Below are 23896 nucleotides of genomic sequence, written 5' to 3'. Positions count from 1 at the left end.
AATGAAATATAATAAAATTGCAATCATTCCTGCGCGTTCAGGATCGAAAGGATTGAAAGATAAGAATATTATTCCGCTTTGCGGAAAACCATTAATCGTATATTCTATAATTGCAGCCATTGAGAGTAAACTATTTTCCAGTGTTATTGTTTCGACAGATTCGGACAAATATGCTCTCATAGCAAAAAAATATGGTGCAGAAGTTATGATGCGGGATAAAAGGCTGGCAACAGATAATGCATCTACGTTTGTAGTATTAGAAGATGTGTTAAGAAGATACAATGATAGGATTGACTATTTTATGTTGCTGCAGCCTACATCGCCGATGCGCAATTCAATTCATATAAAAGAAGCGGTCTCAAGTTTTGAAGAGAAATACAATTCGTTTGACTTTCTGGTTTCAGTGAAAGAGGCTGATCATGCCGGTGTTTTAGTTAAACCCATAGATGATGATGACAGTTTAAAATATTTTGATACGGATTTTTCAAATTATAAGCGGCAGGCATTTAAAGAATACACCCCTAATGGGGCTATTTTTATAGGAAAAAGTAATGAATACTTAAAACAAAAACATTTTTTTGGCAGCAGAGCTTTGGCATATAAAATGAATAAAAAGGATTCTATTGATATTGATGATGAACTTGATTTGCAAATGGCTAGAGCGATTATGGAGCAGAACATTGTAAGAGGATAATACATTTGAAATGGCGGATATAAATATGGGGAAAATTTATAGAGTAGCATATGCAACCGGATCAAGAGCAGATTATGGAATTGTGAGACATTACCTGGAGTATCTTGATCAAGATGCTCATATCGAACTTGAAATTTTGGTTACTGGAGCTTTACTAAGTCAAGAATATGGACATCAAGTTGATCTAATCAGAGAAGATGGATTTCAAATAGGAAAGGAAATAGAGATACCTATCGATACAAGAAATAATGCTGGAATCATAAAGGCAATGGCCGATGCATTAGATCAATTTGGAGAACTGTTTCAAATGAATAAATATGACTTGCTTATTGTTTTGGGGGATAGATACGAGATGCTTTCTGTTTCCATAGCAGCCGCAATGTATCGAATCCCTATATTGCATATTCATGGTGGTGAAGCTACATATGCAAACTATGACGAGTTTATTAGACATAGTATTACAAAAATGGCAAGAGTTCATTTTGCATCAACTGAGGAGTATAAAAACAGGATCATTCAGATGGGGGAAGATCCCCAAACTGTTTTTAATTTGGGGGCTCTTGGCGCAGAAAACTGTAAAAAGATTGATATGAGCAATGTGCCGGAAGAAATAACTTCCCTGCCAAATAATGGCTACTTGGTTATTTTATTTCATCCGGAGACTCTGAAGGATGTTGATGCTGGAAAGCAAATGAAAGAAGTATTGAAAGCGGTAGATTTCTTTCAGGATAAAAAAGTAATATTTATTGGATCAAATGCAGACACTCATTCTGATCAAATACGTAATGAGGTAGCCGTTTATGTTAGAAATCATAGTAATGCTGTGTATTTTGAAAATCTTCATACGGATGCATATCACTACCTTCTGAAAAATTCAATTTGTTTAATTGGAAATTCATCGTCTGGGATCATTGAAGCTCCAAGTCTTGGAGTATGGACGATTAACGTGGGAGATAGGCAAAAGGGAAGGGTGCGGGGAGAAAGTGTGATTGATGTTCCTTGTATAGCTTCTGAAATGAGATACGCAGTAAGCCAGATATATGAATCAGATACGCTGCTGATGTATAAAAATCCATATTATAAAGAGAATACCGCTATTAATTATTATAAAAAGACATGTGAAATACTAGAAAAAAGCTGGATAAAAATGAATACAGCAAAAGAATTTTTCGATGTGAGGTAGTTATATATTGAAAATGAATAAGAATATTATGCATATTGCATCGTTTTCCGGAAATATAGGGGATATTATTAACCACCATGGTTTTTATAAAAGTTTTAATATAGATGAAAAGTGTGTGGAGAAAATAGAAATTAGACGATTTTATAGAAACTGTGTGGGTTCTGATAAATTAGCCTTTAATGAAGCATTGATAGAGAAAATTAATAGTAAGAAATTGCTGATTCTTGGTGGTGGAGGTTTTTTTGATGTTTACTGGAATGAATCATCAACGGGGACAACTCTTGATATGTCTAGAACATTTTTAGACAAAATTAGAGTTCCGGTATTAGTAAATGCAATGGGGGTTCATTTTATACATAAAAGAAGTGAAGCTCAATATAAGTTTTTTCATTTTTTAAATGATATAAGACGAAGGGAAAACTGGTTTGTTTCCATCCGAAATGACGGATCTTATAAGCGAATAAGGAACATCTATGGGGAGGACATTTTGGAACATATATATGTAGTTCCAGATAATGGATTTCGCTTTGCCGTTGATACGGAACCTGAGTACAAAAAATCTTATAAAAAAAGAATTGGTTTGAGTGTAACAAATGAATTACTAGATCCTATATATACTGGTAGTGAAAATATTGATAAATTTAATGACAGAATGGCAAAAATAATATCTGAATATTTAGAAAAGGCTGAACTATGTTTTTTTCTTCATACGCCACAGGATCTATTGACATTGTATGAAATTGTATCAAGAATGGGAGCAGAAAAAATGAGAAAAGATGTTACAATCGCTCCATATTCTTTTTATGATAATGGAAAGCGGATTCTTAAATATTACAAAGGTTGTGATGCTGTTGTCGGAATGAGATTTCATTCTAATGTAATGGCAATCGCGAATAGAATTCCGATTATAGGACTTGCAATGCATGAACAGATTGAAGATCTTTATAGGGAGATAAATTATTGTAAACAGTGCGTCAAGGTTGGGAATCCAGAATACATAAATATACTTAGAGACAAGATCGAACAAACTCTTTATTGTAATAATATTGTAAATGAGGAGGAAGAACTTATGCGAAGTATAGAAAAGAAGCACAATGATTATGTGTATATAGCGAAAAAGTTCCTTAGTTGTAACGGTGTGATTTTGTGAAAAAATCTATGTTGAAGTAGTAGAAGTTAAAACTGGTGTTATTAAAAATTTCATTAATAATGGACTTTTGGAGATTGGAAGCAGATATTATGAAAAACAAATTAATTTTTCAGAAGAAGAGAGGAATTCAAAAGTGCTATTTAAATTATTTGGATTTATTAATGCCATATAATGGTTTGTTGACGGCACATCAATATATAATTATTTCACGAATTTTAGATATTGAAAGTTTTTTAGGGGGGGGGTATTTTTTCTGGCAAAGGAGGATTACGTTACTAGATGGTCTTGAAAAACTAAGTAATATGGATTTAGAACGATTAGACGAACGCTTTTATGATTTATTAACGTCTCTGAAAGAAAAAGGATTTGATCCAAGTATTGATAATATTGTTATATCGCGTCATCCAGTTGAATTGTTAAATGGTACACATCGACTTGCATGGCTTGCTTTATTTGATAAAAAGATACAAATACCGTGTGTTTCGGTAGAGGATTATAGCATTTTCCCTGTAGATGGATTTCAGTGGTTGAAATGCATCAATTTACCGGAAAAAGAAATATTTTTTATCAAAGAAAGATATGATAGATTACTTGCTGAGAATAATTATTACTTATTAGCTATAGCCAATATCAATATCTATCATAAATTAAAAGAAGAAATAAAGAGATATTTTATGATATGTGATGAAAAAAAAGATATTACAATCTCAGTAGATGTAAAAAGTAAATTGATAAAAACTGAGTGGAAAAATGATTCGATTTACAAGATTGTAGAAGGTAGAGTTTCCTTGTTTTATTTGAAACTGAATAATCAATTATTAATTATGGAAAATGGTAGGGTGAAATCTGCAGTTATATCTGCACTTATAAGACGATTGGATATAATTGATGGGCTAAAAGGTGAATATTGGATTGCACATACTATTTCAGAAAGTATAAGAATTTTAGATATTATACGACCGTAAAAAGGACAACTATACGATGAGAACTGCTAAAAGGAGATTAAGCGTGTGAGACTAAATCTAAGCAAAACGCTCCAGATTATTGGAAAGATTATTTATATAAATATTATAATAGTAGCTATCGCAGTATGCTTTCTGCTGATTGGTTGTCTTTTTCCTCAAGAGTTAATTGATAAAAATATTCAAGAATCAATATCAGTTTTTGAAGATGAAGGACAATATCCTCGGATTGGTGATAAAGAAGATTCCTCAATGCTGGACAATTTTACAGATTGTCTTATTTTGATGGAGTCCTCTACAATGCGTATTGCGGAGTTACAAAGTATTTTTAGCAATCCTTTATACTTTGATGTAAATCCTGTTGCTGAGTTTTCTAATTTTATTGAAAAAAGAGATAAAACAAATCCTACTGGATATTACGTAAGGTATTGGATGGGGTTTAGAACGCTTGTTCGAAGCATGCTTGTTTTTATGAATTACTCACAAATTAGAAGATTTCTTTCATGGGTGATTTTTGTATTATTTATAATTACATCATTTTTTATTTCATCTTATATAGACATAAGAACTGGAGTTTTATTTGCAATCAGTATAATTTTTGTTAAACCACAAGTATTGTGCAATAGTTTACAATATAGCTGCTGTTTTATTTTGGCTTTGCTTGCATTGTTTTTTATACCAATAGTTATTCAAAAAGGAAAAGAAATTCCATTTTTTTTACTACTTGGTATGCTGACCATGTACTTTGATTTTTATACTAGTCCTTTGGTTGTGCTAGGATATCCATTAATCTTTATGATCCTTCTTAAAACGAATGAAAAGCCTAATGTTAAACTTTCATTGCTTTCAATCGTGGGGTGGGGTATTGGTTATGGAACAATGTGGATAATGAAATTGTTATGTGCGACTCTTTTTACAAGTGTTAATGGATTTTCTAATGGATTTCATTCTTTTGCAGCTAGGGTTGGAATTACAAAAAGAAGTGATTTAATAGAATATTATGACATTGGCAAAGCATTTAGAGCATTAATAAGAGTGGCATTACCAGATACATTATCGAGGATAATAGCATGCATTACAATTCTTTGTATGATTATAGTATTAATATTCTGCATTATATATAACAAATTGAAACATGATCAATGTGTAAACTATATAACACTTTTATTTCCTATTATATGTACAGCCCTATGGTATATGATTGCAGCGCAACCGACAGCAATACATGCATATTTTCAGTATAGAAACTTATCAATAGTTGTTTTTTCTGGAATGATGTTTTATAGCTTATTAGTATATCCTATTAAAAATAAATCAAAGATATAGAAAGAGACAATAATTTGTATAATAAAAACGGAACAGATACGATACCTATTATTATTCCATCCTATGAACCTGATGTACGTTTATTGGATTTATTGAAAAACTTGGATAGTTGCAATATTGGTCCTATTATTGTTGTGAATGATGGCAGTGATAAGAAGTATGATGTTTTCTTTTCAAAAGTGAAAAAGATTGTTGAAAGAAATAGTGGAAAATTATTAGTACATGAAGTAAACAGAGGAAAAGGACGGGCATTAAAAACCGCATTTGAATACGTCATTCATGAAATACCACAAGCAGTAGGAGTCATAACGGCAGATTCTGACGGACAACATACGACAAATAGTATTGGTAGTGTTTTACATTCATTATTTGAGAATCCGGATTACTTAGTTTTAGGTGTACGTAGGTTTGATATCGAGGGGATTCCATGGAAAAGTCGGGGGGGGGAATCTGCTGACTAATAAGATTTTTTCATATATAACAGGTGTACATGTGAGTGATACTCAGACTGGTTTACGGGGAATCCCTCGTAAACTTATAGAGGAAGGATTAAAAATTGAAGGAGAAAGATTTGATTATGAGATGAGAATGCTAATCGAGGCAATCGGAAAATATTCTATCATTGAAATTCCAATTGATACGATTTATGATTCGGAAGAGAAACATCAGACTCATTTTAAGCCAATAGTAGATTCATTTCAAATTTACAGAATTTTATTGCGGCCATTTTTGAAATTTATTCTAAGTTCAAGTTCAGCTTCTTTAATAGATCTCACAGTATTTATATTTTTTTGTAATCTTTTAAAAGAAGAATATCCTTTATACTATATAGCGATTGCAACTGTTGCTGCAAGAGCAGTTTCCATAGTATACAATTATGGTGTAAACTATAAAACGGTATTTAACAGTAAAAAATCAATGTTTTATTCTGGAATGAAATATGTTATCTTGGCAGTGATACAAATGAGCTTGAGTGCTATTTTTGTTACTTTACTTATAAAAATTACTTTTATAAAAATGGAGATTACTGTAAAGATATTGGTAGATATAGTGTTGTTTTTTGTTAGCTATCATATACAAAAAACATCGATTTTTTAGTATGGTGAGATTTGATATGAGGTAAATATATGCAAAGAAATTACAAAATAGATAGAATTAAAGGTATTTGTATTTTATTTGTTGTAGTTACTCACTTTAATTGGAGTGATAAACAAAGAGATTTATTGTTGTTTCCTTTTTGGATAGAAATGGCAGTTCCGGTTTTTATGATAATTACCGGATATGTTTTTTCAATGTCATTTGATAATAAAGGATGTAATACACTCAAAAAAATTTATGATTTAAAGTATACATTCAGAAGGCTTCTTCGTTATCTTATACCATATTTCGTGATTTTCAGTATTGAATTATTTATATACTATAGCTTTTCTTACAAAATTTCAATACCATATTCAATTATGGTTTTTATTACAGGCGGATTAGGGCCAGGCGCATACTATGTACCTATATTAATACAAATCACTTTTTTCATGCCGTTAATATATCTTTTGCTACAAAACAATCCGCTTATAGGCATTTTCTTATGCTTTGCTCTTAACTTATTATATGAAGTGGTTAAAACACTGATCAATATGCCGGATAGTATATACCGTTTATGCGCTTTTAGATATCTATTTATTTTAGCGTTTGGTGCATTTCTGTATTTTTATAAAAGAGATATAAAGAAACATGTAATAATGATCATTGGTGCAATAGGGGGGGATTTCTTATCTATACGGAATATATAGGAAACCCACCTGTCTTTTTGGAAAATTGGACAGGCACATGCTGTATGGCTTGTCTATTTGCATGTCCATTGTTATATCTGGCTTTGAATAGTAATAAGAATTATAAGAAAAGTATGATTTGCTGCGTTGGTAAAGCGTCATATAATATTTATCTTTTTCAAATGATATATTATTGGGCTTGCTTTAACACAATCTGTAATGCTATCCCAAATTGGATACTGCAGTTTATCATTAGTATTTTATTATGTCTTTCTGCTGGAGTTTTATTTTATAAAATTGAAAATCCAATTACGAATTACATAATACAAAAACTATTTTGATATATAAAGAAAACAAAACTATGGTGAAAAGAAACGCTTTAAGAGGAGTAGTTACATGGAAATCAATAAAACAATATGGCAGAACAATGGAAAACTGAAGTTGCTTATTATAGTCGGTACCCGACCGGAAATTATCCGTTTAGCGCCAACAATTACAAAATGCAGACAATATTTCGATACAATTTTAGCCCATACGGGGCAAAATTATACTTATTCTTTAAATGAAATATTTTTTAAAGACTTAAATATAGTGTCTCCCAATATATACCTTAATGCTGTAGGGGATGACTTAGGAGAAACTATTGGAAATATAATAAATGCAACCTACAAGATGATGAAGAGTATTCAACCAGATGCCTTGCTAATTCTAGGTGATACGAATTCTTGTTTATCTGCGATTTCTGCGAAGCGGTTGCATATTCCAATTTTTCATATGGAAGCTGGAAACCGTTGTAAGGATGAATGTCTGCCGGAAGAGACAAATCGACGAATTGTAGATGTGATTTCAGATGTGAACCTGGCATATTCTGAGCATGCTAGGCGTTGGCTGAAAGATAACGGATTACCCCCAGAGCGTACTTATGTGGTTGGCAGTCCGATGGCAGAGGTGCTTTCATCTAATCTTAACAGTATTGTTTCTTCCGACATACATAGTCGTTTAAGTGCAGAATTAGGTATAGAGATTAAGAAGGGGAGTTATATTTTATTATCTGCTCATCGTGAAGAGAATATAGATACTGAATCAAATTTTATATCATTGTTTACAGCAATAAATAATATGGCAGATAAGTATGATATGCCAGTTTTGTATTCGTGTCATCCCCGTTCGCGCAAAAAATTAGAAATTTCTGGATTCAGGCTTGATCGAAGAGTTTATGCCCATGAACCTCTTGGCTTTCATGATTATAATTGTCTACAACTCAACAGCTTTGTAACTGTATCTGATAGTGGAACGCTACCAGAAGAATCAAGCTTTTTTTCTACAACAGGTCATCCTTTCCCGGCCGTCTGTATCCGTACAAGTACAGAACGACCGGAAGCGTTAGATAAGGGAGGCTTTATTCTTTCTGGCATAGATACATTAGGCCTGCTCCAGTCAGTAGATTTGGCAGTAGAAATGATTAAGAATTCGGATTTTCCATCCCCTGTTCCAGACTATGTAAATACAAATGTGAGTAGCAAGGTGATTAAAATTATTCAAAGCTATACAGGGGTTATTGATAAGTTCGTCTGGAGGAAAGAGAAAGCATAATTCTATCTTGTCGATGATTTACTGAAATACTGCATGATAGGTTTTCATCCGGTGTGAAGAGCGTACATTTAACGGATTTCCTGTTGAATGGTGCAGAGTGGGTTAAATACAGCTTTCTTTTTGCCCCACATCAAAATCACCTCTACCCCTCCGTCAACAAAAAAATCCCGAATATTGCAGTACTTGATCCTACTTCACATCCACCCTCTTAAATACCCCATACACCACCGGTTGCAGCACAACACAAGCCAGAAAATACACCGGAAACACGATCACCAAAGCATCCATTACCGTCCCGCCGATTTCATACAGTGAAAAGTCGTGGAGCATGTTGAAGATATCCATCAGCCGGTCAGGGAAGAGGGTGCAGAGCCCGGGCAGCGGGATGATCCTGCTCAGAAACGGAAACGTACACAGGATGAGAAACGGTACGGCAGCCGCCAGCGCGGTATTACGTGTTTTTGCGGATACAAGCATGGCAGTGGTTGCAGCGAACAGGGTTCCGATATATCCTCCGGCAATGATCAGCAGATATGCCTGGAGGTTGGTGATGTTGTAAATGCACCTGCGGAACTGGAACTGAATCGGGCAGTCTGCTCTGTCTGCTCCCAATGCCGCTAACATGATCTACGTGAAAAGTTCAAACTTTATTTTAATCCATATGAAGCTGATATTTCCTCTTGTATTCCCTTGCAGCCATATGCTACAATAATAAAAAGCAAATTTTCTAAAGTTTCTTATACCGGAACGTCTGCTTCTGGTATATCTTAAAACAAGACATTTCTGCACAGGGGCCTCAGCGTCCTGCCTTTCAGAAAATTCATGCTTTTAACCACATAAGCAGGAGCTTTTTCTGACAGGGCAATGGAAAATCTCCTGACAACAACAGAATAAGGAGGTTTTCAAATGAAGCAAAAGAGAGCAGCAAGAAAGAGAGCGCGCTGCACAGAGGTCGCTGCTGTTTCCGCGAAGCAGCAGGGAACACAGGCCAGGATGACAAAGAAGGAGAACCGGGAGCATAAGTCCAGTGTCTTTGCGGATTTATTTTATGAGGACGAGACAGCGGAAAAGAATCTGCTGAGCCTTTACAACGCGCTGCACAGCACGAATTACCGGAGTGAGAAAAAGATCCACAAGATCCGGGTTGAGAATGTCCTGTACAAAAACTTCAAGAATGATATTTCATTTGAAATGGATCATAAGGTGATCGTGTTCGGGGAACACCAGGCAACCATCAACAAAAACATGCCCCTGCGTTTCCTCATGTATGTGGGAAGAGCGTATGAACAGTTGATTGAAACGAGAGCCAGGTACTGGAGGCGTCTGGTAAAGATTCCTACCCCGGAATTTTATACCTTTTACAATGGAATTGAGGACTTTACGCAGGAAGAAGAACTGCATCTGTCGGATTCTTTTCTCAATCCTACGGCGGCAAACCCGCTGGAACTGACGGTGAAGATCATCAATATCAATTCCGATAAGGGTCATGACATCTTAAAAAAATGCAGGGTACTCAGGGAATACAGCCTGTTCGTTGACACTGTGCGAAAATATGATAAGGAGGAGGATTCCTTAAAGAAGGCGATCAATGAATGCATCGCCAACGGGATCTTGGCAGATTATCTGGAGCGGAAAGGCAGTGAGGTGACAAATATGTTGATTGCGGAATATGATTATGAAGAGGACATAAGAGCAAACCGGGAGGAAGCCCGGGAAGAGGCGATTGAGGAAGTATGGGACGCGGCGCAGAAGGAAGTGGAAGCAGCCAAAGAAGATGCGCAGGCGGCGAAAGAGGAGATTGAAAAATACAGTAGGCTGATTCTCCGCCTGACCGGAGAAGGAAAAAATGATATGATCATTCGAATCGCGGAGGATAACGTATTGCGTGAAAGGTTATATCAGGAATACCATTTATAACATTTGGCACACGACACATCCTGTACTCATAAAATAGCGGAGTATGGGATGGATGTGCTTTTTGATTGTAGAATCTTCGTAATCCTTGCGGTCGTTTTACGCGCGGATTGAGTTTAAATACAGTTTCCTTTTTCCATCCCATTAAAATCACCTCTACCCCTCCGTCAACAAAAAAATCCCGAATATTGCAGTACTTGATCCTACTTCACCTCCACCCTCTTAAATACCCCATACACCACCGGCTGCAGCACAACACAAGCCAGAAAATACACCGGAAACACGATCACCAAAGCATCCATTACCGTCCCGCCGATTTCATACAGTGAAAAGTCGTGGAGCATGTTGTTGAAGATATCCATCAGCCGGTCCGGGAAGAGGGTGCAGAGCCCGGGCAGCGGGATGATCCTGCTCAGAAACGGAAACGTACACAGGATGAGAAACGGTACGGCAGCCGCCAGCGCGGTATTACGTGTTTTTGCGGATACAAGCATGGCAGTGGTTGCAGCGAACAGGGTTCCGATATATCCTCCGGCAATGATCAGCAGATATGCCTGGAGGTTGGTGATGTTGTAAATGCACTTGCGGAACTGGAACTGAATCGGGCAGTCTGCTCCGCCTGCTCCCAATGCCGCTAACATGATCACGGTATATAGGAAGGCAAATACGATATACAGCACGGTGGTGACAAGAAAACCGGCGGCTGTTTTGGAGAGAACCGCTTTGCTCCTGCCAAGCCTGGAGGCGAAGAAAATGGAATCCGCCTTTAACTGAAATTCGTCGGAAAAGATGCCGGACACGAGGAAACCGATCACCAGTGCAAGCAGCAGGATGAATGTGCTGACCTTTGGAAACAGCGCGGTCCAGGCGCCCATATATTCGTAATAAAAGGGTATCTTTAGTGCCTCGTACCGCTCCACCAGGAAAGCCTTTTCATTTTCGGAAAAATACTCTTCACCGGAATCCAGAAATTCCTTCAATCCAGAAATCCTTTTTTCATACACATACTTTGCGTCTTCCTCCGTAAGTCGGTTCGCCATAAATGGGTCCCAATCCCGGTAGGGGCTGAACATGTCGTTTAGCAGATTAAGAATATCTCCAAAGCCCTGCTTTTTTGCATAAGCCTGATTTTGTTTTAGGATGTCATCGGACAGTGCTTCTTCGGAACCATTGATCTGTGCGTTTTTTCGGATGACTTCCGCAAATACATCCTCTGTCAGGTGTCCGGACCATGGCTCTTGCATTTCACGCAGTTTTTTGGCCGCCGCGATTCCGGAAAGATGGTCGCCGGATTCATCCGTACAATATACGGAATTTAGTGTGAAAAGGCATACGATAACCAGTATTGCCGTCATGACCAGCAGCGCCGCTTTGTTCATCGTTTTCGAAAATATTTTCTTGATTTCATATCGGATCATATTCTATTACCAACCTTTTTGCGATTTTTCGCTGTGCGGCTGCAATACGGCAGAACTTTTGTGCGATATATTCAATGCAAATATTCTGTCAGGTTAGCAGCCGCACAGCCGAAAATTTTTTTATCAAAGAGTCCTGTAAACCTTACCTGAAAAAAAGGGTGCGGTTCGGGCCGCCGCTCGGGCTGTCAATATCAGGTTCGTCATCCATCGTTTCCCCGAAATAATATAGAAATACATCTTCCAGCGCGGGCCGGACAGGTTCGGCATCAGGGGCGGGTCTCTTGGGCGAGATGATACGCAGTTCCACATGCCCGTCCTCGGATTTCAGATTTGAAACCTTATATTTTTTCGTGAGGGCCGGCACCATGGAGTGTTCTGCCGCGCATTTCCACACGGTTTCCGGCATGGAAGCGATGGTTTCGTCCAGAGTCCCTCTGTGTACCAATGCTCCGTCTTTCATCAGCCAGATTTCGTTTGCGATGTATTCAATATCCGAAACAATATGCGTAGACAACAGAACCAGGCGATCCTCGGAAAGCTCGCTGATCAGGTTGCGGAAACGAATCCGCTCGTTGGGGTCGAGTCCCACGGTGGGCTCATCCAGGATCAGGATTCTGGGGTTGTTCAGCATGGCCTGGGCGATTCCGGCCCGCCGCTTCATGCCGCCGGAGAGCTTTTTCATTTTCTTATTGGCTGCTTTTGCAAGTCCCACCTGGGCCAGCAGCTCCCGGGTGCGTTTTTTTGCCGCGGCGGGTCGGATGCCTTTGATTGAGGAAATGTAGAGGAGATAATCCTGTACGGTAAACTCCGGATAAAATCCGAAATCCTGGGGCAGGTAGCCCAATAATTTTCTGTACCCCCCGTCCATTTTGAAAATGTCCTTTCCATTGCAGGTGATACTTCCGCAGGTCGGCTTTAACAGGGTGCAGAGCATCCGCATCAGCGTCGTCTTTCCGGCCCCGTTTACGCCCAGCAGACCGTAGACACCGCTGGTCATGGTCAGGCTGATGTGATCAACAGCCGTCAGCTCCCCGAATTTTTTTGTCAGATCCGTCAATTCCAATTCCATAAATATACCTCCTGATTTGTAATCAATTTACAAAGCAAATGGATTGCCTGCTGAATGCAACCACTTTCCCAGCAAGTGATTGCTTGCCCGCTATCTGCGAAGCAGATCTAAAATGCGGGCAATTTCAAAGTAACCAATTTGACACCTCTTATAGGCATTTGCAATACAGCACGTCACACCGTATATTCAGGGCATCCCATTATATCCATCCGTCCTTTTTCACACCGTATATCCCAGGCTCCCCATCAAGACCATCCGCCCTTTTTTACAAGGTATACCCCAGGGCACCACGTATGGTCATCCAGCCATTTCATAAAGTATACCCCAGGGCACCCCGTTATGGCCATCCGTCCTTTTTCACAAGGTATAACTTCTACAGCGGTCTAAAGTGCGGTAAACCGTGATGCACAGGAACAGGAGCGCAAGTCCTGCACAGGAGAGCCAGACCGTGGGCATGACCATGGCATAGAGAGCCTCATCCAGATTGAGTGCCAGCCACAATCCGCACCACAGCAGACACAGGCATACGGATGCGGCTTCGCTGCGGATATGCCTGCTGCACAGGGTTCCGAAGCAGATGCATGCAGTTATAAGCATAGGCAGCAGGAACTGGACAAGCAGCACGGTAAATGCCATATGCATTCCCAGGATGGCCGCTCCGCAGAATCCGGTGAGCAGCAGCGTGTCCGCGATTCCGAACAAAACCATACGCGCCGCATAGATCTGCCGCAGGGAATAGTAAGACGAATACTCGATTTCCATGGAGCGGTTGGTCCTGTTTTTCCACAATTCCGGAATGATCAGGATGATATACAAGGAAGCCATGATCCCCAGCCCCCTGTGGATGTAAGTTTCGTCATATGCCGAGGACAGCAGGCCGGCGGATGCGCACAGGATCAGGAACTGAAAAAGCCACCACTTTTTTTGGATCAGTTGAAACTGCCCCCACAAAAATTCATAGTAAGACAGCAGCTTTTCCTGCTCGGCCATATAAAAGATTTCCTTTGACCTACGAATGGTTTCCAGGATTTTTTCCTCCTGCGGCCGTGGCCGGGTAAGTGTTTTATAATGAAGAAGTTCTTCGTTTAGATGCATGGAAAATCCCTCCTTTATTCCTGCGAAGCAGCGAGCCGGGCAGTCATGCCTTCATCCCCAGGGGCCCATTCGGTCGATTCGTAATGTATCCCCCAGGGCCCCATTATGGCCATCCGGCCGTTTCAAAAGCTATCCCCCAGGGCACCCCATCATGGCCATCCGGCCATTTCACAAGGTATGGATATTAGGCTGCTGCTGCAGATGGTTAAGACGCACAATTTGGATTCAGCAATTCCGCCAGCTTCAGTTTGGCCTGTTTCAGACGGTATTTTACAAGGGGGAGGCCGATCTGCAGCGTATCGGCGATCTCCCGGAGCTTTAACTCCTGAAAATAATAGAGGATCACAACCTCCCGCAGCTCCTCCGGCAGCGTTTCTAGGGCCTGGGTGACGGCGAGCCGGTTCACGATCTCTTCCGCAGGATGGTCTTTTGTACCCAGCTCTTCGTAAAGCTCTGTATCCTCCAGAGGGCTTTCACGGCTCTTTTTGAAATAATCCCGGCACAGGTTTTTGGCCACCGTATAAAGATAATTCTTGGTTTTGCCCTGATACCTGTAATCGGATAATTTGGCGAAAAAACGGGCGAAGGTTTCCTGGGTCAGATCCTCGGCGTATTCCTGATCCGGGCAGTGATAATGGCAGTAAGACAGGATGTCTCCGTAATATTTGCGGACAAACAGCTCAAATGCGCCGTCGTCACCCTGCTTCATTTTTCGGATCAATAAAAAATCGCCGCTCACAGCATTCACCTCCCCGTTTTACATCCCATTCAAATATGTATACCCAAGGGCATCCCATTATGGCCATGCGGCCATTTCGCAAGGTATACCCAAGGGCACCCCATTATGGCCATGCGGCCGTTTCACAAGGTATACCCAAGGGCATCCCATTATGGCCATGCGGCCGTTTCACAAGGTATACCCAAGGGCATCCCATTATGGCCATGCGGCCGTTTCGCAAGGTATACCCAAGGGCACCCCATTATGGCCATTCGGCCGTTTCATAAGGTATAACGAAGCAGGAAGAGAAAAAGATAGTACGAATGCAAAAATATAGATATTTTTTGCGGTCTGTCCAGGTCATGTAAATGTTTTGAACCGCCTTCGAAATTCTGTAGGGGATATCCCGATCATTTTCGTAAAGACCCTGCTGTAATAATTGGGATCATCAAATCCGGTTGTAATGGCGATTTCCGCAATGGAATTGGTTGAGTTCATCAGGTGGTTTTTACTTAGCTCTATACGGACCTTATTGATATAAGTATTGATATTTACAGAGGTCCGTTTTTTGAAAATGCGGCTCAGGTAGGAGGTGCTGCAGTGGCAGAAATCGGCCAGTTCATTTACGGTAATACGCTGGCTGCTGTTCTGCTGGATATACTTGACCGCATGGGACAGAATCATATCCTCATTGGAATTATGATATCTGAAAATATTGGTCGATGTAGGATGTGTCTTACACAGGATTCCATACGTGTGGCTGAGATATTCCGCAAGAAGATTCAACTGCGGCAGCAGGTCTTCGATTGCAATGTCAGGCGCCGTAATGTATTGTTCATATAAACGGTATGCAGTTTCAAACTGAAGAAGCCGGCTTCCAAGGCATGCGGAACGTATGCGCGCCTGTGTTGTTTCGGGATCTGACTGGAAAAAACCTGCGTTGATAGATCCGAGCAGATCCTGCTCATAACGAATCGGGATCACATATTCCATCAGCCCTGCGTGGCACACCCCAAAAAAATATTCGTAATCCCCGTTTTCAAATTTGCTGTACATTTTTCTGATCATACGGAGACAGGTGTGATAGGACTGGGTCTCGCTTTTTATATACATACAAAAAGGATTGGTATGGGCAAGGAAAGGGCGCAGCGCTTCGTCCAGTTCTTTATTGATAGGAATAAAGCCAAAAAAATCCTTGATATTGATCTTGACGTTATATCGCCTGGAGAGAAAGTGAAGGTAGTTTGTAATATTCTGATATGGATTGGACATGAGAAAAATCTCCTTTCTTTCATATTCTGCACTCATTATACCGTAATAGTGCAGAATAATCCAGAAAGCAGACATAATTATTATGGAAAACAACGATAAAATCCATTAATATAATATCAAAACCCGTGATAATTATTAAAAGATAGGAAAATAAGACGTAAAATCTGGAAAAAAAGAAAGAATTTTCTGGAAAAGTCTGCTTAATTCGTGCGGGTAAAGGGCAGGAGGTATATGATGAAGACAGTTGCAATAAATTCTTCACTGACCGTAATCGGAGGAGGCGTTTCCGGAGTATGTGCAGCCCTGTCGGCGGCAAGAGCCGGAATCCAGACGATTCTGGTACATAACAGGCCCGTTTTGGGAGGAAATTCCAGCAGTGAAATCAGAGTATGGATGCGCGGAGCCACAGGCGCCGGAAATATTTTCAGCGAAGAAATGGGTGTGCTGGGGTTTTTGAAGATGCGGAATCTGTATGAAAATCCGGAGTTCAATGTGATCTTTTGGGACGAAATCCTTCTGGATGCCGTACTGGGAGAAAAAAATATCCGCCTCTTTTTAAACACGAATGTAGAACAGGTTGTATGTGGCGGGGGCAGGATCTGCCAGGTAGAAGGGGTACAGCAGGCAAGTGAGATCCGCTATATTTTCCGGAGCAGCTATTTTATCGACGCTACCGGGGATGGGATGATCGGCGCGGAGGCGGGCGTCCCCTACCGGATCGGGGATCTGCCCTATACGCCCGAAAATCAGCAAAAGACGGCGGAACTGCTGAGCTGCTCCATATTATACTTTATAAAGGACAGCAAAAAGCCAGTTAAGTTTGCGGCGCCGCAATATGCGTATGATATGGATTATGTGGAAACCCTGATCAATAAAGGCGGAAGGATCATCAGTGAAAAACAGACCGGAAGCGATTGCTGGTGGTTCGAATACGGAGGATTGTGCAATACGATCACAGAGATCCAGGAGATCGGGCTGGAGCTGAAAAAACTGGTGCTGGGGGTATGGAATTACATTAAAAACAGCGGAAAATATCCTGAAGCAGAAACCCGGACTCTGGAATGGATCGGAAGTATTCCGGGAAAACGGGAATCCAGAAGGATGATGACAGAATATGAACTGACCATGGAAGACATCTTAAAGCAGCGCCGGTTTGAGGACGGGGCGTTTTACGGGGGATGGTATATGGATTTCCATCCCGCAGGGGGACTGAACAGTGAAGAGGAAAGCTGCGTACAGATTCCCGTCAATGTGTATACGCTTCCGCTTCGGTGCCTGTTCAGCCGGAGCATACCGAACCTATTTTTTGCCGGCCGGAATATCGGTACGCGCCAGGAGGCTTTTGCTTCTGCCCGGATCATGAATACCTGCGCCCTCTCAGGACAGGCCGCCGCCGCCCTGGCAGCGGAATGCATGAAAGAAACGTGCAGCCCTGCAGAACTGGAGGAAGGGCAGATAGAGGAGATTGTACAGAACCTTCTCCGGGAGGACATGTTTATACCAGGTAAGAGAAATGCGGACCCCTTGGATCTGGGGCAAAAGGCAAGCGTTTCGGCCAGCTCGGAATATAAGCTGAGGGCAGAACCGTCGGACAGAACCATGCGTCTGACAGAGGAAAGCTTTGTGGTAGTGCCGTTTTCCAGGGAAGGGGCCGTAAAAATCCTGCTGGAGGCAGAGGCAGATACAAAACTGGAAATCGAGCTGTACGAAGCAGATCTTCCCAACAGGCTTTGCCCCGGCGCACGGGTTTCCCAACAGGCTGTCCCTGTTTCAAAAGGTGAAAACTGGGCTGAGATTTCCTTCTCAGGCATGAAGCCGGGAAAATTCGGTCTCATTTACATAAAAGAAAATGAGATTCTGTCATTAAGGCTTAACCGTATACGGAATCCGGGAATTTTATGCGGAAGAAAAAACAGTTCGGATTATAAGGACCCATGTGTGGAATGGGAAGATGAGACGCTTTATGCCGTCTCCAATCTGTCCGACGGATATGCAAGGCCATATGGGGGCGTCCATATCTGGTGTTCCCAAAACGAGGAAAAGCCGTGGGTTCTGCTGGAGTGGGAGCGGCCTGTCCGGTTTGAGGAAGTCCGGCTCTATCTGGATCCGGATCTTTCGATGGAGATCCCGTCAAGCTGCGCCGGGAGGTGGGATGAAAAACATAAGTTTACCATCCGCAAGGGGATGCCGCCCCAGTTGGTGAAGGGATTTTCCATTGAGTATTACCGGGACGGAAGTTGGATGCATTTTTCCACGGTGAAGGAAAATTATCAGAGGATGGCGGTGGTAAAAAGGGAAACTGCTGTTGAGGCCGAAAAAGTCCGGATCACTGTGGAAGAAACATGGGGGGATTTAAGAGCACAGATTTACCAGGTGCGTATCTATTAAGAATTATGGGGGCGGCAATGCCTCATAAGAAAATAATCAAGAAAAGAGGAGAAAAACATGAGAAAGATGAAAAAAATGACAGCACTATTATTAACCCTGGCGCTTGCCATGTCCTGCGCCGCATGTTCTTCGGGAGAAGGAAGCGCAGAGCCCCAGGAACCGGAACAGAAAGCGGATGCCGGACAGACCGATATTGTCTGGGCCGGATGGGGCGGCGAGGAGGAAGCCAGCAAGCCGACGTTTGAAAGGATGATGGAGGCGTACCGGACAGAAACAGGGCAGGAGGTTACCTGGGTAGGCTTTACCTGGGCGGATGCGGCCCAGCAGCTTCTTATCCGTGCGCAGGGAGGGGAACAACTGGATATCTCCCAGGCGGATATTTCCATTTTCAATACCCTGGCACAGGCAGACATTCTGGCAGACTGGACGGATGTTTTGGGCGAAGAATATTTATCGGAGAATTTTGAGGAGTCTGTGTTAAGCGTTGGAAACATAGACGGACAGCAATTGGGCCTGCCCTGGACTATGGCGGCGCTTACCATGGTGTACAATCCCCAGATCCTGTCGGCTGCGGGATGGGAGGAACCGCCGGTTACGCTGGAAGAGTTTGAAGCCTGTATGGCGGATATCAAGGCATATGACCCGGAGATCATTCCCTACGCCCTGAGTACGAAAGACGTTACATGCGGGGCGGACTTTGTACCCTGGCTCTGGACAAACGGCGGAGGCATCTGGGATGAGGACGGGAAGACCATCGTAAACAACGAAGCCGGCGTTGAGACTCTGGACTGGTACCAGGATATGCTGGGAAAAGGCTATGTCTCCATGGATGTGGGGAGAAGCGAAGCGCGCCAGATGTTTGCGCAGGGAAAGGTGGCCTTCTATGACGACGCGGTAGTGGCAAAGAGCCAGGTGGTGTCTAACGGCGTGGAGCCGGACGATGTGGTCGATGTATGCTCCGCGATGCTGCGCCCGGTAGTGAACGAGGGAGATGAACCGCAGGCGGTACAGTGGGGAGGCATGCTGGTGGTGTATAAGGATTCCGAGTACAAGGAGCAGGCCGGAGACTTGGCGAAAGTGCTGCTCAGCGATGACGTGGCGCTGGATTATTTTAAGAATAACGGCATGCCGCCGGTGACAAAATCAGCGGCTTCCAGCGAGGTGGTTCAGAATGATCCCTATATTAAGACCTTCATCGAGTCTACAGCGACAGCCAGATTGGAGGAAACAGCCAGAATGACAAATGCAAGTGAAATTAAAAATATTCTTACAGAGGAGATTCAGTTTGCATTGCTTGGACAGAAGGATTCGAAACAGGCCCTGGATGATGCGGCAAAGCGTATTGAATCAGCAAATTAACTGAAGGCGGGCGGTATTGCCGTAAAATCAAACAGAGTCAGCGAGGTGTTTATTGTGGAAAAAAACAGACGCAGGGGCCTGAGCGACAAGCAGGTCGGGGTATTGCTGATCATCCCCGGATTGGCGATTTTTATGACCATCATTTTATTTCCCTTTATTGATGCAATCCGTATGTCCTTTACGGATAAGACAATGATAAATCCGGAGACCCATTTTGTCGGATTTCAGAATTACGCGGAAGTATTCGGCGATCCTTACTTTTTAAAAACCATGGGAACCACCGTATTGTTCGTGATCGGGGCAACGGCGCTGCCGTTCATTCTGGGACTTGTCTGGGCGATTCTGCTGAATCAGGGATTTCGCGGGGCACAGTTTATGCGGGGGGTAACCCTGATCAACTGGATCATTCCCGGGACGGCGATCGGATTTTTGTGGAGCTGGATCTTCAATGCTCAGTATGGGGTGCTCAACGGCATGCTCCAGAAACTGGGAGGAGCCGGCAATACCGCATGGCTGGGGCAGACAAGCACCGCGCTGCTCTGTGTGGTCATTGCGCGTACCTGGCAGATGCTTCCGTGGTATATGGCTTTTCTGCTGGGAGGGCTGCAGGGAGTATCGCTGGATCAGATAGAGGCGGCGCGTATGGACGGAGCCGGAAACTGGAAATGCTTTACAAATGTGGTTGTTCCGTCCATGAAGAATATCATAGTTTTGATACTGGTGATGGGGGTTGTCGGAAACCTGCAGCATTTCGACCTGCCCTGGACGATGGTCCAGGGAGGTCCCGCCCGGGCCACAACCACGCTTTCCATCGAAGTGTATGCGACGGCATTTAAAAACTGGAGTATGGGAAAAGCGGCGACAGTGGGTACCATCTGGGCGGTTTTTCTGGCCTGCTTCAGCTTCGTATATCTGCGCCAGGTAAAAGATACGGATTAAGGAGGGAACGCAAATGTTTCGAAAAACGATTGGATTCAGGATCTTCTTTTGGGTGTGCATGGCCGGAATCAGTATCTTTGTATTTTTCCCGCTTCTGTGGATGATCAATACGGCGCTGAAGCCGACCTCGGATACCTATTCACTGGTATTCTTTACGGGGCCGAAGACGATGGACAACATCATGCACATAGTCACAGACCAGAAGATCATGGGATATCTGAAAAACAGCCTCATCGTATCCCTTGGCTCCAGCCTGATGGCAACCCTTGTATGCGGCCTGGCAGGCTACAGCTTTTCAAAATTCCGTTACAGGGGCCGGAAGTTTGTGATGGGAATGTTCATGATGAGCCAGGCATTTCCCCACGCCATCCTGCTGTTGTCCATCTATACGATCATGCAGAAAACAGGGCTGCTGGGAAGCTACTGGGCGCTGCTGATCAGCTACGTGGTATTTACGCTTCCCATCGGAACGTGGACGTTGAAAGGGTATTTTGACCAGATACCGGATTCATTGATCGAAAGCGCAAAAATCGACGGGGCGAACCATCTGCAGATCATGGGAAAGGTTGTGCTTCCCCTTGCGGTGCCCGGAATGATCACAATCGCGATCTACGGATTCGTCTGGAGCTGGAACGATCTGCTCTATTCCATGACGCTGGTTACGGATAATGCAAAGCGGACGCTTGCAAGCGGCCTGGTCATGACGTTTTTGGGAATGGGGTCTACAAACTGGGGGTATATGATGGCTGCAAGCATTGTGGCGGTCATTCCGGTTACGATCATATTCATTTGCCTGCAGAGATATTTTATCCAGGGAATGACTTCCGGGGCTGTAAAGGAATAACCGATTTTCAGAGAGAGGTGGAAGGGCTTGGATAAACGAAGATTTGAAGAGATGGTGCCGGAGGAATTGCTGCGCGTGCAGCGGGAGAAAAAAGCGGTATTTCTCCCAGTCGGCTCCATGGAATGGCACGGGCCCCATATGGGGATGGGAATGGATACGCTCCATGCGGAACGAGTTGCCCTCAGGCTGGCTAAAGAAATGGGCGGCGCGGTATTTCCCCCGCTGTATATCGGTACGGAAAATGAACGTACGCCGGAATCACTGAAAAGGCTTGGATTTTCGGGAGAAGAAACGATAAAGGGCATGGATTTTCCGGCAAATACGGTGAAAAGCTGTTACTGGCCTCCTGAACTGTTTTACCGGATCGTAAAACAGCAGGTAGACATGCTGCTCGATATGGGATTTCGGCGCATCGTGATCCTGAACGGACATGCATCTGCGGTTCAGAAGGAACTTCTGGGGAAGATCTGTGAAGAGGAACAGGCGGACGGGGCAGCGGTGATCTCAATCACGGTGCTTTTCAAAGACTGCGGTACGGGGCTGGGACATGCCGGTCTGGCGGAGACATCCATCATGCAGTCGATCCGCCCGGAAGCAGTGGATTTGGGGCAACTGCCGCCAAAACCGGAACTGCTGTATTATAAAGAGTTTGGGATAGCGGATTCCGGGGGAAGCAGCAGCGGATATTTTGTCAGGCATGACCCAAGGGATGCATCCGGAGAACTAGGAGAAAACATATTGGATTTTGAGGTGGAACGATGCAGGAGCATATTGGAGGAGATGATGCAATGAAAACAATCATGTGTTTCGGGGATTCCAATACATATGGGATCGATCCGGCAACCGGCATGCGGCTGGCCGGAAATGAACGATGGCCGGGGATTCTGCGGGAACTGCTGGGGACAGGGTACAGTGTGATTGAGGAGGGGCTGTGCGGGCGCACAACGGTGTGGGAGGACCCGCTGGCGGGCCATCGATGCGGCATTTCCGCGCTTCCTATGCTGCTGGACAGCCATGCGCCTTTGGACTGGATCATACTGATGCTGGGAAATAATGACCTGAAGCATCATTTTGCGGCGCTGCCCGAGGATGTGGCCGCGGGAATCGAAAAATTGACAGTGACTATTTTGCACCACCCATACAAACAGCAGCCTGGGCCGCCTAAAATCCTGCTGGCCTCTCCGGTGGCAATGGGAGAAGATGTAGAGAGCAGCCGGTACGGAGGATTCCGGGAGGAGGCGGCGAGGTATTCCAGGATGCTGCCGGAGCTGATCCGGCAGGTGGCTGCCCGGTATCAATGCGCTTTTTTTGAAGCAGGACTGGCGGCCTCGGCCGACCCGGCGGATCAGCATCATATGAACCGGACCTCCCACCGCAGGCTTGCGGAAAAATTTGCGGAAATCATATTAAGGTAAGAAGATTCCGGCTGTGCGGCTGCAATCCGGTTTTTCGGAAATTTCTTTCCAGCCTGCTTGACATCTCCCTTTAAATAGAGTACACTCAAATTACTTCGAGAGAAGAAGTATTTAAAAAGGCGGGAAATGGAATGGAAGGAATACCGGATTTTGAGAAGTTGATTTTTGATTATCTGGATCGGGTGAAGGAACTGCTTTCGCCCCGGACCTGGGAGAATCTTCTGCTGGATTGCTCGAAGAACGAGGTTTTCGTGATGCTGCTGCTCTACCGGAAGGGCGAGGTGAACATGACCCAGGTGTCCGATTACCTCCAGTCGCCGCTGAACACGGTCACAGGGATCATCGACCGGATGGAGAAGCGCAGGCTCCTGGAGCGCCAAAGGAGCGCAGAGGATAAGCGGGTGGTGACGATTAGGATGACAGAGCAGGGGAAAGCCTGCATCAAGGACATTCTGGAGCAGGCTTTTTGCTATGGGCAGTCTATCTTGGGTCGTCTTACCCCGGAGGAGCTGCATACCGGGATACGGCTGATCGATAAAGTGCTGGAAGGGCTGAAGGAGGAGTACGGGAAAGCGCAGTACAGGAAGGGAACATACGAAAAGGAGCTGCGCGGGAGGGCTTCGAATGGAAAAGAGCCGTGCGGGAAGGAGCAGAACTGCAAAGAGGCTTCGGATGGGAAAGTCCCAAACGGCAGTGACCAGGCAGCACCGGTCAGGAAAGTGCGGAAGATCCGGATTGAATAGAAGAACCAGATTATGCAGGAGTCCATTTGAACGGGCTCTTTTGCTGAA

The 23896-nt window shown here is 43.3% G+C and carries 23 protein-coding genes; 17 read left to right on the top strand and 6 right to left on the bottom strand.

Going from position 1 to position 23896, the window contains the following annotated elements:
* Position 1 precedes the first annotated feature (1 nt).
* The 9 genes from EBB54_RS14485 to EBB54_RS14445 all read left to right on the top strand — a co-directional run bounded on the left by EBB54_RS14485 (position 2) and on the right by EBB54_RS14445 (position 8674).
* Positions 2-694, top strand: a complete 693-nt coding sequence (locus EBB54_RS14485; protein WP_125127941.1) for an acylneuraminate cytidylyltransferase family protein — start codon at positions 2-4, stop codon at positions 692-694.
* 25 nt (positions 695-719) lie between these two features.
* Positions 720-1877 carry a UDP-N-acetylglucosamine 2-epimerase gene (neuC, locus tag EBB54_RS14480; protein WP_125130813.1) on the top strand — a complete coding sequence of 386 codons (1158 nt, stop codon included), beginning with the start codon at positions 720-722 and terminating at the stop codon, positions 1875-1877.
* Between the two features lie 13 nt (positions 1878-1890).
* On the top strand, positions 1891-3027 hold the full coding sequence (locus EBB54_RS14475) for a polysaccharide pyruvyl transferase family protein (RefSeq protein ID WP_148099365.1): 1137 nt from the start codon (positions 1891-1893) through the stop codon (positions 3025-3027).
* A gap of 89 nt (positions 3028-3116) precedes the next feature.
* On the top strand, positions 3117-3992 hold the full coding sequence (locus EBB54_RS14470; RefSeq protein ID WP_125127939.1) for a hypothetical protein: 876 nt from the start codon (positions 3117-3119) through the stop codon (positions 3990-3992).
* A gap of 45 nt (positions 3993-4037) precedes the next feature.
* Positions 4038-5315, top strand: a complete 1278-nt coding sequence (locus EBB54_RS14465) for a hypothetical protein (RefSeq protein ID WP_125127938.1) — start codon at positions 4038-4040, stop codon at positions 5313-5315.
* 14 nt (positions 5316-5329) lie between these two features.
* On the top strand, positions 5330-5776 hold the full coding sequence (locus EBB54_RS14460) for a glycosyltransferase (protein ID WP_162307147.1): 447 nt from the start codon (positions 5330-5332) through the stop codon (positions 5774-5776).
* A gap of 31 nt (positions 5777-5807) precedes the next feature.
* Positions 5808-6413 carry a GtrA family protein gene (locus EBB54_RS14455; protein WP_125127936.1) on the top strand — a complete coding sequence of 202 codons (606 nt, stop codon included), beginning with the start codon at positions 5808-5810 and terminating at the stop codon, positions 6411-6413.
* Between the two features lie 29 nt (positions 6414-6442).
* On the top strand, positions 6443-7102 hold the full coding sequence (locus EBB54_RS14450; protein WP_125127935.1) for an acyltransferase family protein: 660 nt from the start codon (positions 6443-6445) through the stop codon (positions 7100-7102).
* Between the two features lie 375 nt (positions 7103-7477).
* Positions 7478-8674: a UDP-N-acetyl glucosamine 2-epimerase gene (locus EBB54_RS14445; RefSeq protein WP_125127934.1), complete on the top strand. Its 1197-nt coding sequence runs from the start codon at positions 7478-7480 to the stop codon at positions 8672-8674.
* Between the two features lie 189 nt (positions 8675-8863).
* On the opposite strand, the gene EBB54_RS14440 is transcribed toward EBB54_RS14445, so the two are convergent.
* On the bottom strand, positions 8864-9298 hold the full coding sequence (locus tag EBB54_RS14440) for a hypothetical protein (RefSeq protein WP_125127933.1): 435 nt from the start codon (positions 9296-9298) through the stop codon (positions 8864-8866).
* Between the two features lie 282 nt (positions 9299-9580).
* Here EBB54_RS14440 and EBB54_RS14435 point away from each other — a divergent pair, with 282 nt between their 5' ends.
* Entirely contained in the window at positions 9581-10591 is a 1011-nt protein-coding gene (locus EBB54_RS14435; RefSeq protein ID WP_125127932.1) for a hypothetical protein, read from the top strand.
* A gap of 200 nt (positions 10592-10791) precedes the next feature.
* On the opposite strand, the gene EBB54_RS14430 is transcribed toward EBB54_RS14435, so the two are convergent.
* From EBB54_RS14430 to EBB54_RS14410, 5 genes are all read right to left on the bottom strand, one after another.
* The gene (locus EBB54_RS14430; RefSeq protein ID WP_125127931.1) at positions 10792-12006 is read right to left on the bottom strand and encodes an ABC transporter permease; all 1215 of its coding nucleotides are present in this window, start codon (positions 12004-12006) and stop codon (positions 10792-10794) included.
* 142 nt (positions 12007-12148) lie between these two features.
* Positions 12149-13075 (bottom strand): ABC transporter ATP-binding protein, encoded by a 927-nt coding sequence (locus EBB54_RS14425; RefSeq protein ID WP_125127930.1) that lies wholly within the window; start codon positions 13073-13075, stop codon positions 12149-12151.
* A gap of 357 nt (positions 13076-13432) precedes the next feature.
* Positions 13433-14170: a hypothetical protein gene (locus tag EBB54_RS14420; protein WP_125127929.1), complete on the bottom strand. Its 738-nt coding sequence runs from the start codon at positions 14168-14170 to the stop codon at positions 13433-13435.
* Between the two features lie 205 nt (positions 14171-14375).
* A complete protein-coding gene (locus EBB54_RS14415) occupies positions 14376-14909 on the bottom strand; it encodes an RNA polymerase sigma factor (protein WP_004070419.1) in 534 nt (177 codons plus the stop codon).
* Between the two features lie 339 nt (positions 14910-15248).
* Complete coding sequence (locus EBB54_RS14410) at positions 15249-16160, bottom strand: helix-turn-helix domain-containing protein (protein WP_162307146.1); 912 nt, start codon at positions 16158-16160, stop codon at positions 15249-15251.
* A gap of 231 nt (positions 16161-16391) precedes the next feature.
* Between EBB54_RS14410 and EBB54_RS14405 the strand changes: the two genes are divergently transcribed.
* The 7 genes from EBB54_RS14405 (at position 16392) to EBB54_RS14375 (ending at position 23848) form a co-directional block, all read left to right on the top strand.
* Positions 16392-18548, top strand: coding sequence for an FAD-dependent oxidoreductase (locus EBB54_RS14405; protein WP_125127927.1), 2157 nt, complete (start codon positions 16392-16394; stop codon positions 18546-18548).
* A 57-nt stretch (positions 18549-18605) separates the two neighbouring features.
* On the top strand, positions 18606-19907 hold the full coding sequence (locus tag EBB54_RS14400) for an ABC transporter substrate-binding protein (protein WP_243127673.1): 1302 nt from the start codon (positions 18606-18608) through the stop codon (positions 19905-19907).
* 54 nt (positions 19908-19961) lie between these two features.
* A complete protein-coding gene (locus tag EBB54_RS14395) occupies positions 19962-20846 on the top strand; it encodes a carbohydrate ABC transporter permease (RefSeq protein ID WP_243127672.1) in 885 nt (294 codons plus the stop codon).
* Positions 20847-20859: 13 nt separating this feature from the next.
* Positions 20860-21690, top strand: coding sequence for a carbohydrate ABC transporter permease (locus tag EBB54_RS14390; RefSeq protein WP_125127926.1), 831 nt, complete (start codon positions 20860-20862; stop codon positions 21688-21690).
* A gap of 27 nt (positions 21691-21717) precedes the next feature.
* Entirely contained in the window at positions 21718-22482 is a 765-nt protein-coding gene (locus EBB54_RS14385) for a creatininase family protein (RefSeq protein WP_125127925.1), read from the top strand.
* Positions 22479-23105, top strand: coding sequence for an SGNH/GDSL hydrolase family protein (locus tag EBB54_RS14380; protein WP_162307145.1), 627 nt, complete (start codon positions 22479-22481; stop codon positions 23103-23105). The genes EBB54_RS14385 and EBB54_RS14380 overlap by 4 nt, the downstream gene beginning before the upstream one ends.
* A gap of 131 nt (positions 23106-23236) precedes the next feature.
* A complete protein-coding gene (locus EBB54_RS14375) occupies positions 23237-23848 on the top strand; it encodes a MarR family winged helix-turn-helix transcriptional regulator (RefSeq protein ID WP_125127923.1) in 612 nt (203 codons plus the stop codon).
* Positions 23849-23896 lie beyond the last annotated feature (48 nt).

The sequence above is a fragment of the Schaedlerella arabinosiphila genome (assembly GCF_003885045.1).
In the GTDB taxonomy this organism is placed as follows: Bacteria; Bacillota; Clostridia; order Lachnospirales; family Lachnospiraceae; genus Schaedlerella; species Schaedlerella arabinosiphila.
The sequence above is the reverse complement of the archived record's forward strand: the minus strand, read 5'-3'. Positions and strand labels throughout refer to the sequence as shown.

Excerpts from the sequence above, each read along its gene's own strand:
- EBB54_RS14450 (WP_125127935.1), top strand. The coding sequence starts at position 6,443 with ATGCAAAGAAATTACAAAATAGATAGAATTAAAGGTATTTGTATTTTA.
- EBB54_RS14430 (WP_125127931.1), bottom strand. The coding sequence starts at position 12,006 with ATGATCCGATATGAAATCAAGAAAATATTTTCGAAAACGATGAACAAA.
- EBB54_RS14390 (WP_125127926.1), top strand. The coding sequence starts at position 20,860 with ATGTTTCGAAAAACGATTGGATTCAGGATCTTCTTTTGGGTGTGCATG.
- EBB54_RS14440 (WP_125127933.1), bottom strand. The coding sequence starts at position 9,298 with ATGTTAGCGGCATTGGGAGCAGACAGAGCAGACTGCCCGATTCAGTTC.
- neuC (WP_125130813.1), top strand. The coding sequence starts at position 720 with ATGGGGAAAATTTATAGAGTAGCATATGCAACCGGATCAAGAGCAGAT.
- EBB54_RS14485 (WP_125127941.1), top strand. The coding sequence starts at position 2 with ATGAAATATAATAAAATTGCAATCATTCCTGCGCGTTCAGGATCGAAA.
- EBB54_RS14435 (WP_125127932.1), top strand. The coding sequence starts at position 9,581 with ATGAAGCAAAAGAGAGCAGCAAGAAAGAGAGCGCGCTGCACAGAGGTC.
- EBB54_RS14470 (WP_125127939.1), top strand. The coding sequence starts at position 3,117 with ATGAAAAACAAATTAATTTTTCAGAAGAAGAGAGGAATTCAAAAGTGC.
- EBB54_RS14410 (WP_162307146.1), bottom strand. The coding sequence starts at position 16,160 with ATGTCCAATCCATATCAGAATATTACAAACTACCTTCACTTTCTCTCC.
- EBB54_RS14400 (WP_243127673.1), top strand. The coding sequence starts at position 18,606 with ATGAGAAAGATGAAAAAAATGACAGCACTATTATTAACCCTGGCGCTT.
- EBB54_RS14445 (WP_125127934.1), top strand. The coding sequence starts at position 7,478 with ATGGAAATCAATAAAACAATATGGCAGAACAATGGAAAACTGAAGTTG.
- EBB54_RS14475 (WP_148099365.1), top strand. The coding sequence starts at position 1,891 with ATGAATAAGAATATTATGCATATTGCATCGTTTTCCGGAAATATAGGG.
- EBB54_RS14405 (WP_125127927.1), top strand. The coding sequence starts at position 16,392 with ATGATGAAGACAGTTGCAATAAATTCTTCACTGACCGTAATCGGAGGA.
- EBB54_RS14380 (WP_162307145.1), top strand. The coding sequence starts at position 22,479 with ATGAAAACAATCATGTGTTTCGGGGATTCCAATACATATGGGATCGAT.
- EBB54_RS14420 (WP_125127929.1), bottom strand. The coding sequence starts at position 14,170 with ATGCATCTAAACGAAGAACTTCTTCATTATAAAACACTTACCCGGCCA.
- EBB54_RS14425 (WP_125127930.1), bottom strand. The coding sequence starts at position 13,075 with ATGGAATTGGAATTGACGGATCTGACAAAAAAATTCGGGGAGCTGACG.
- EBB54_RS14375 (WP_125127923.1), top strand. The coding sequence starts at position 23,237 with ATGGAAGGAATACCGGATTTTGAGAAGTTGATTTTTGATTATCTGGAT.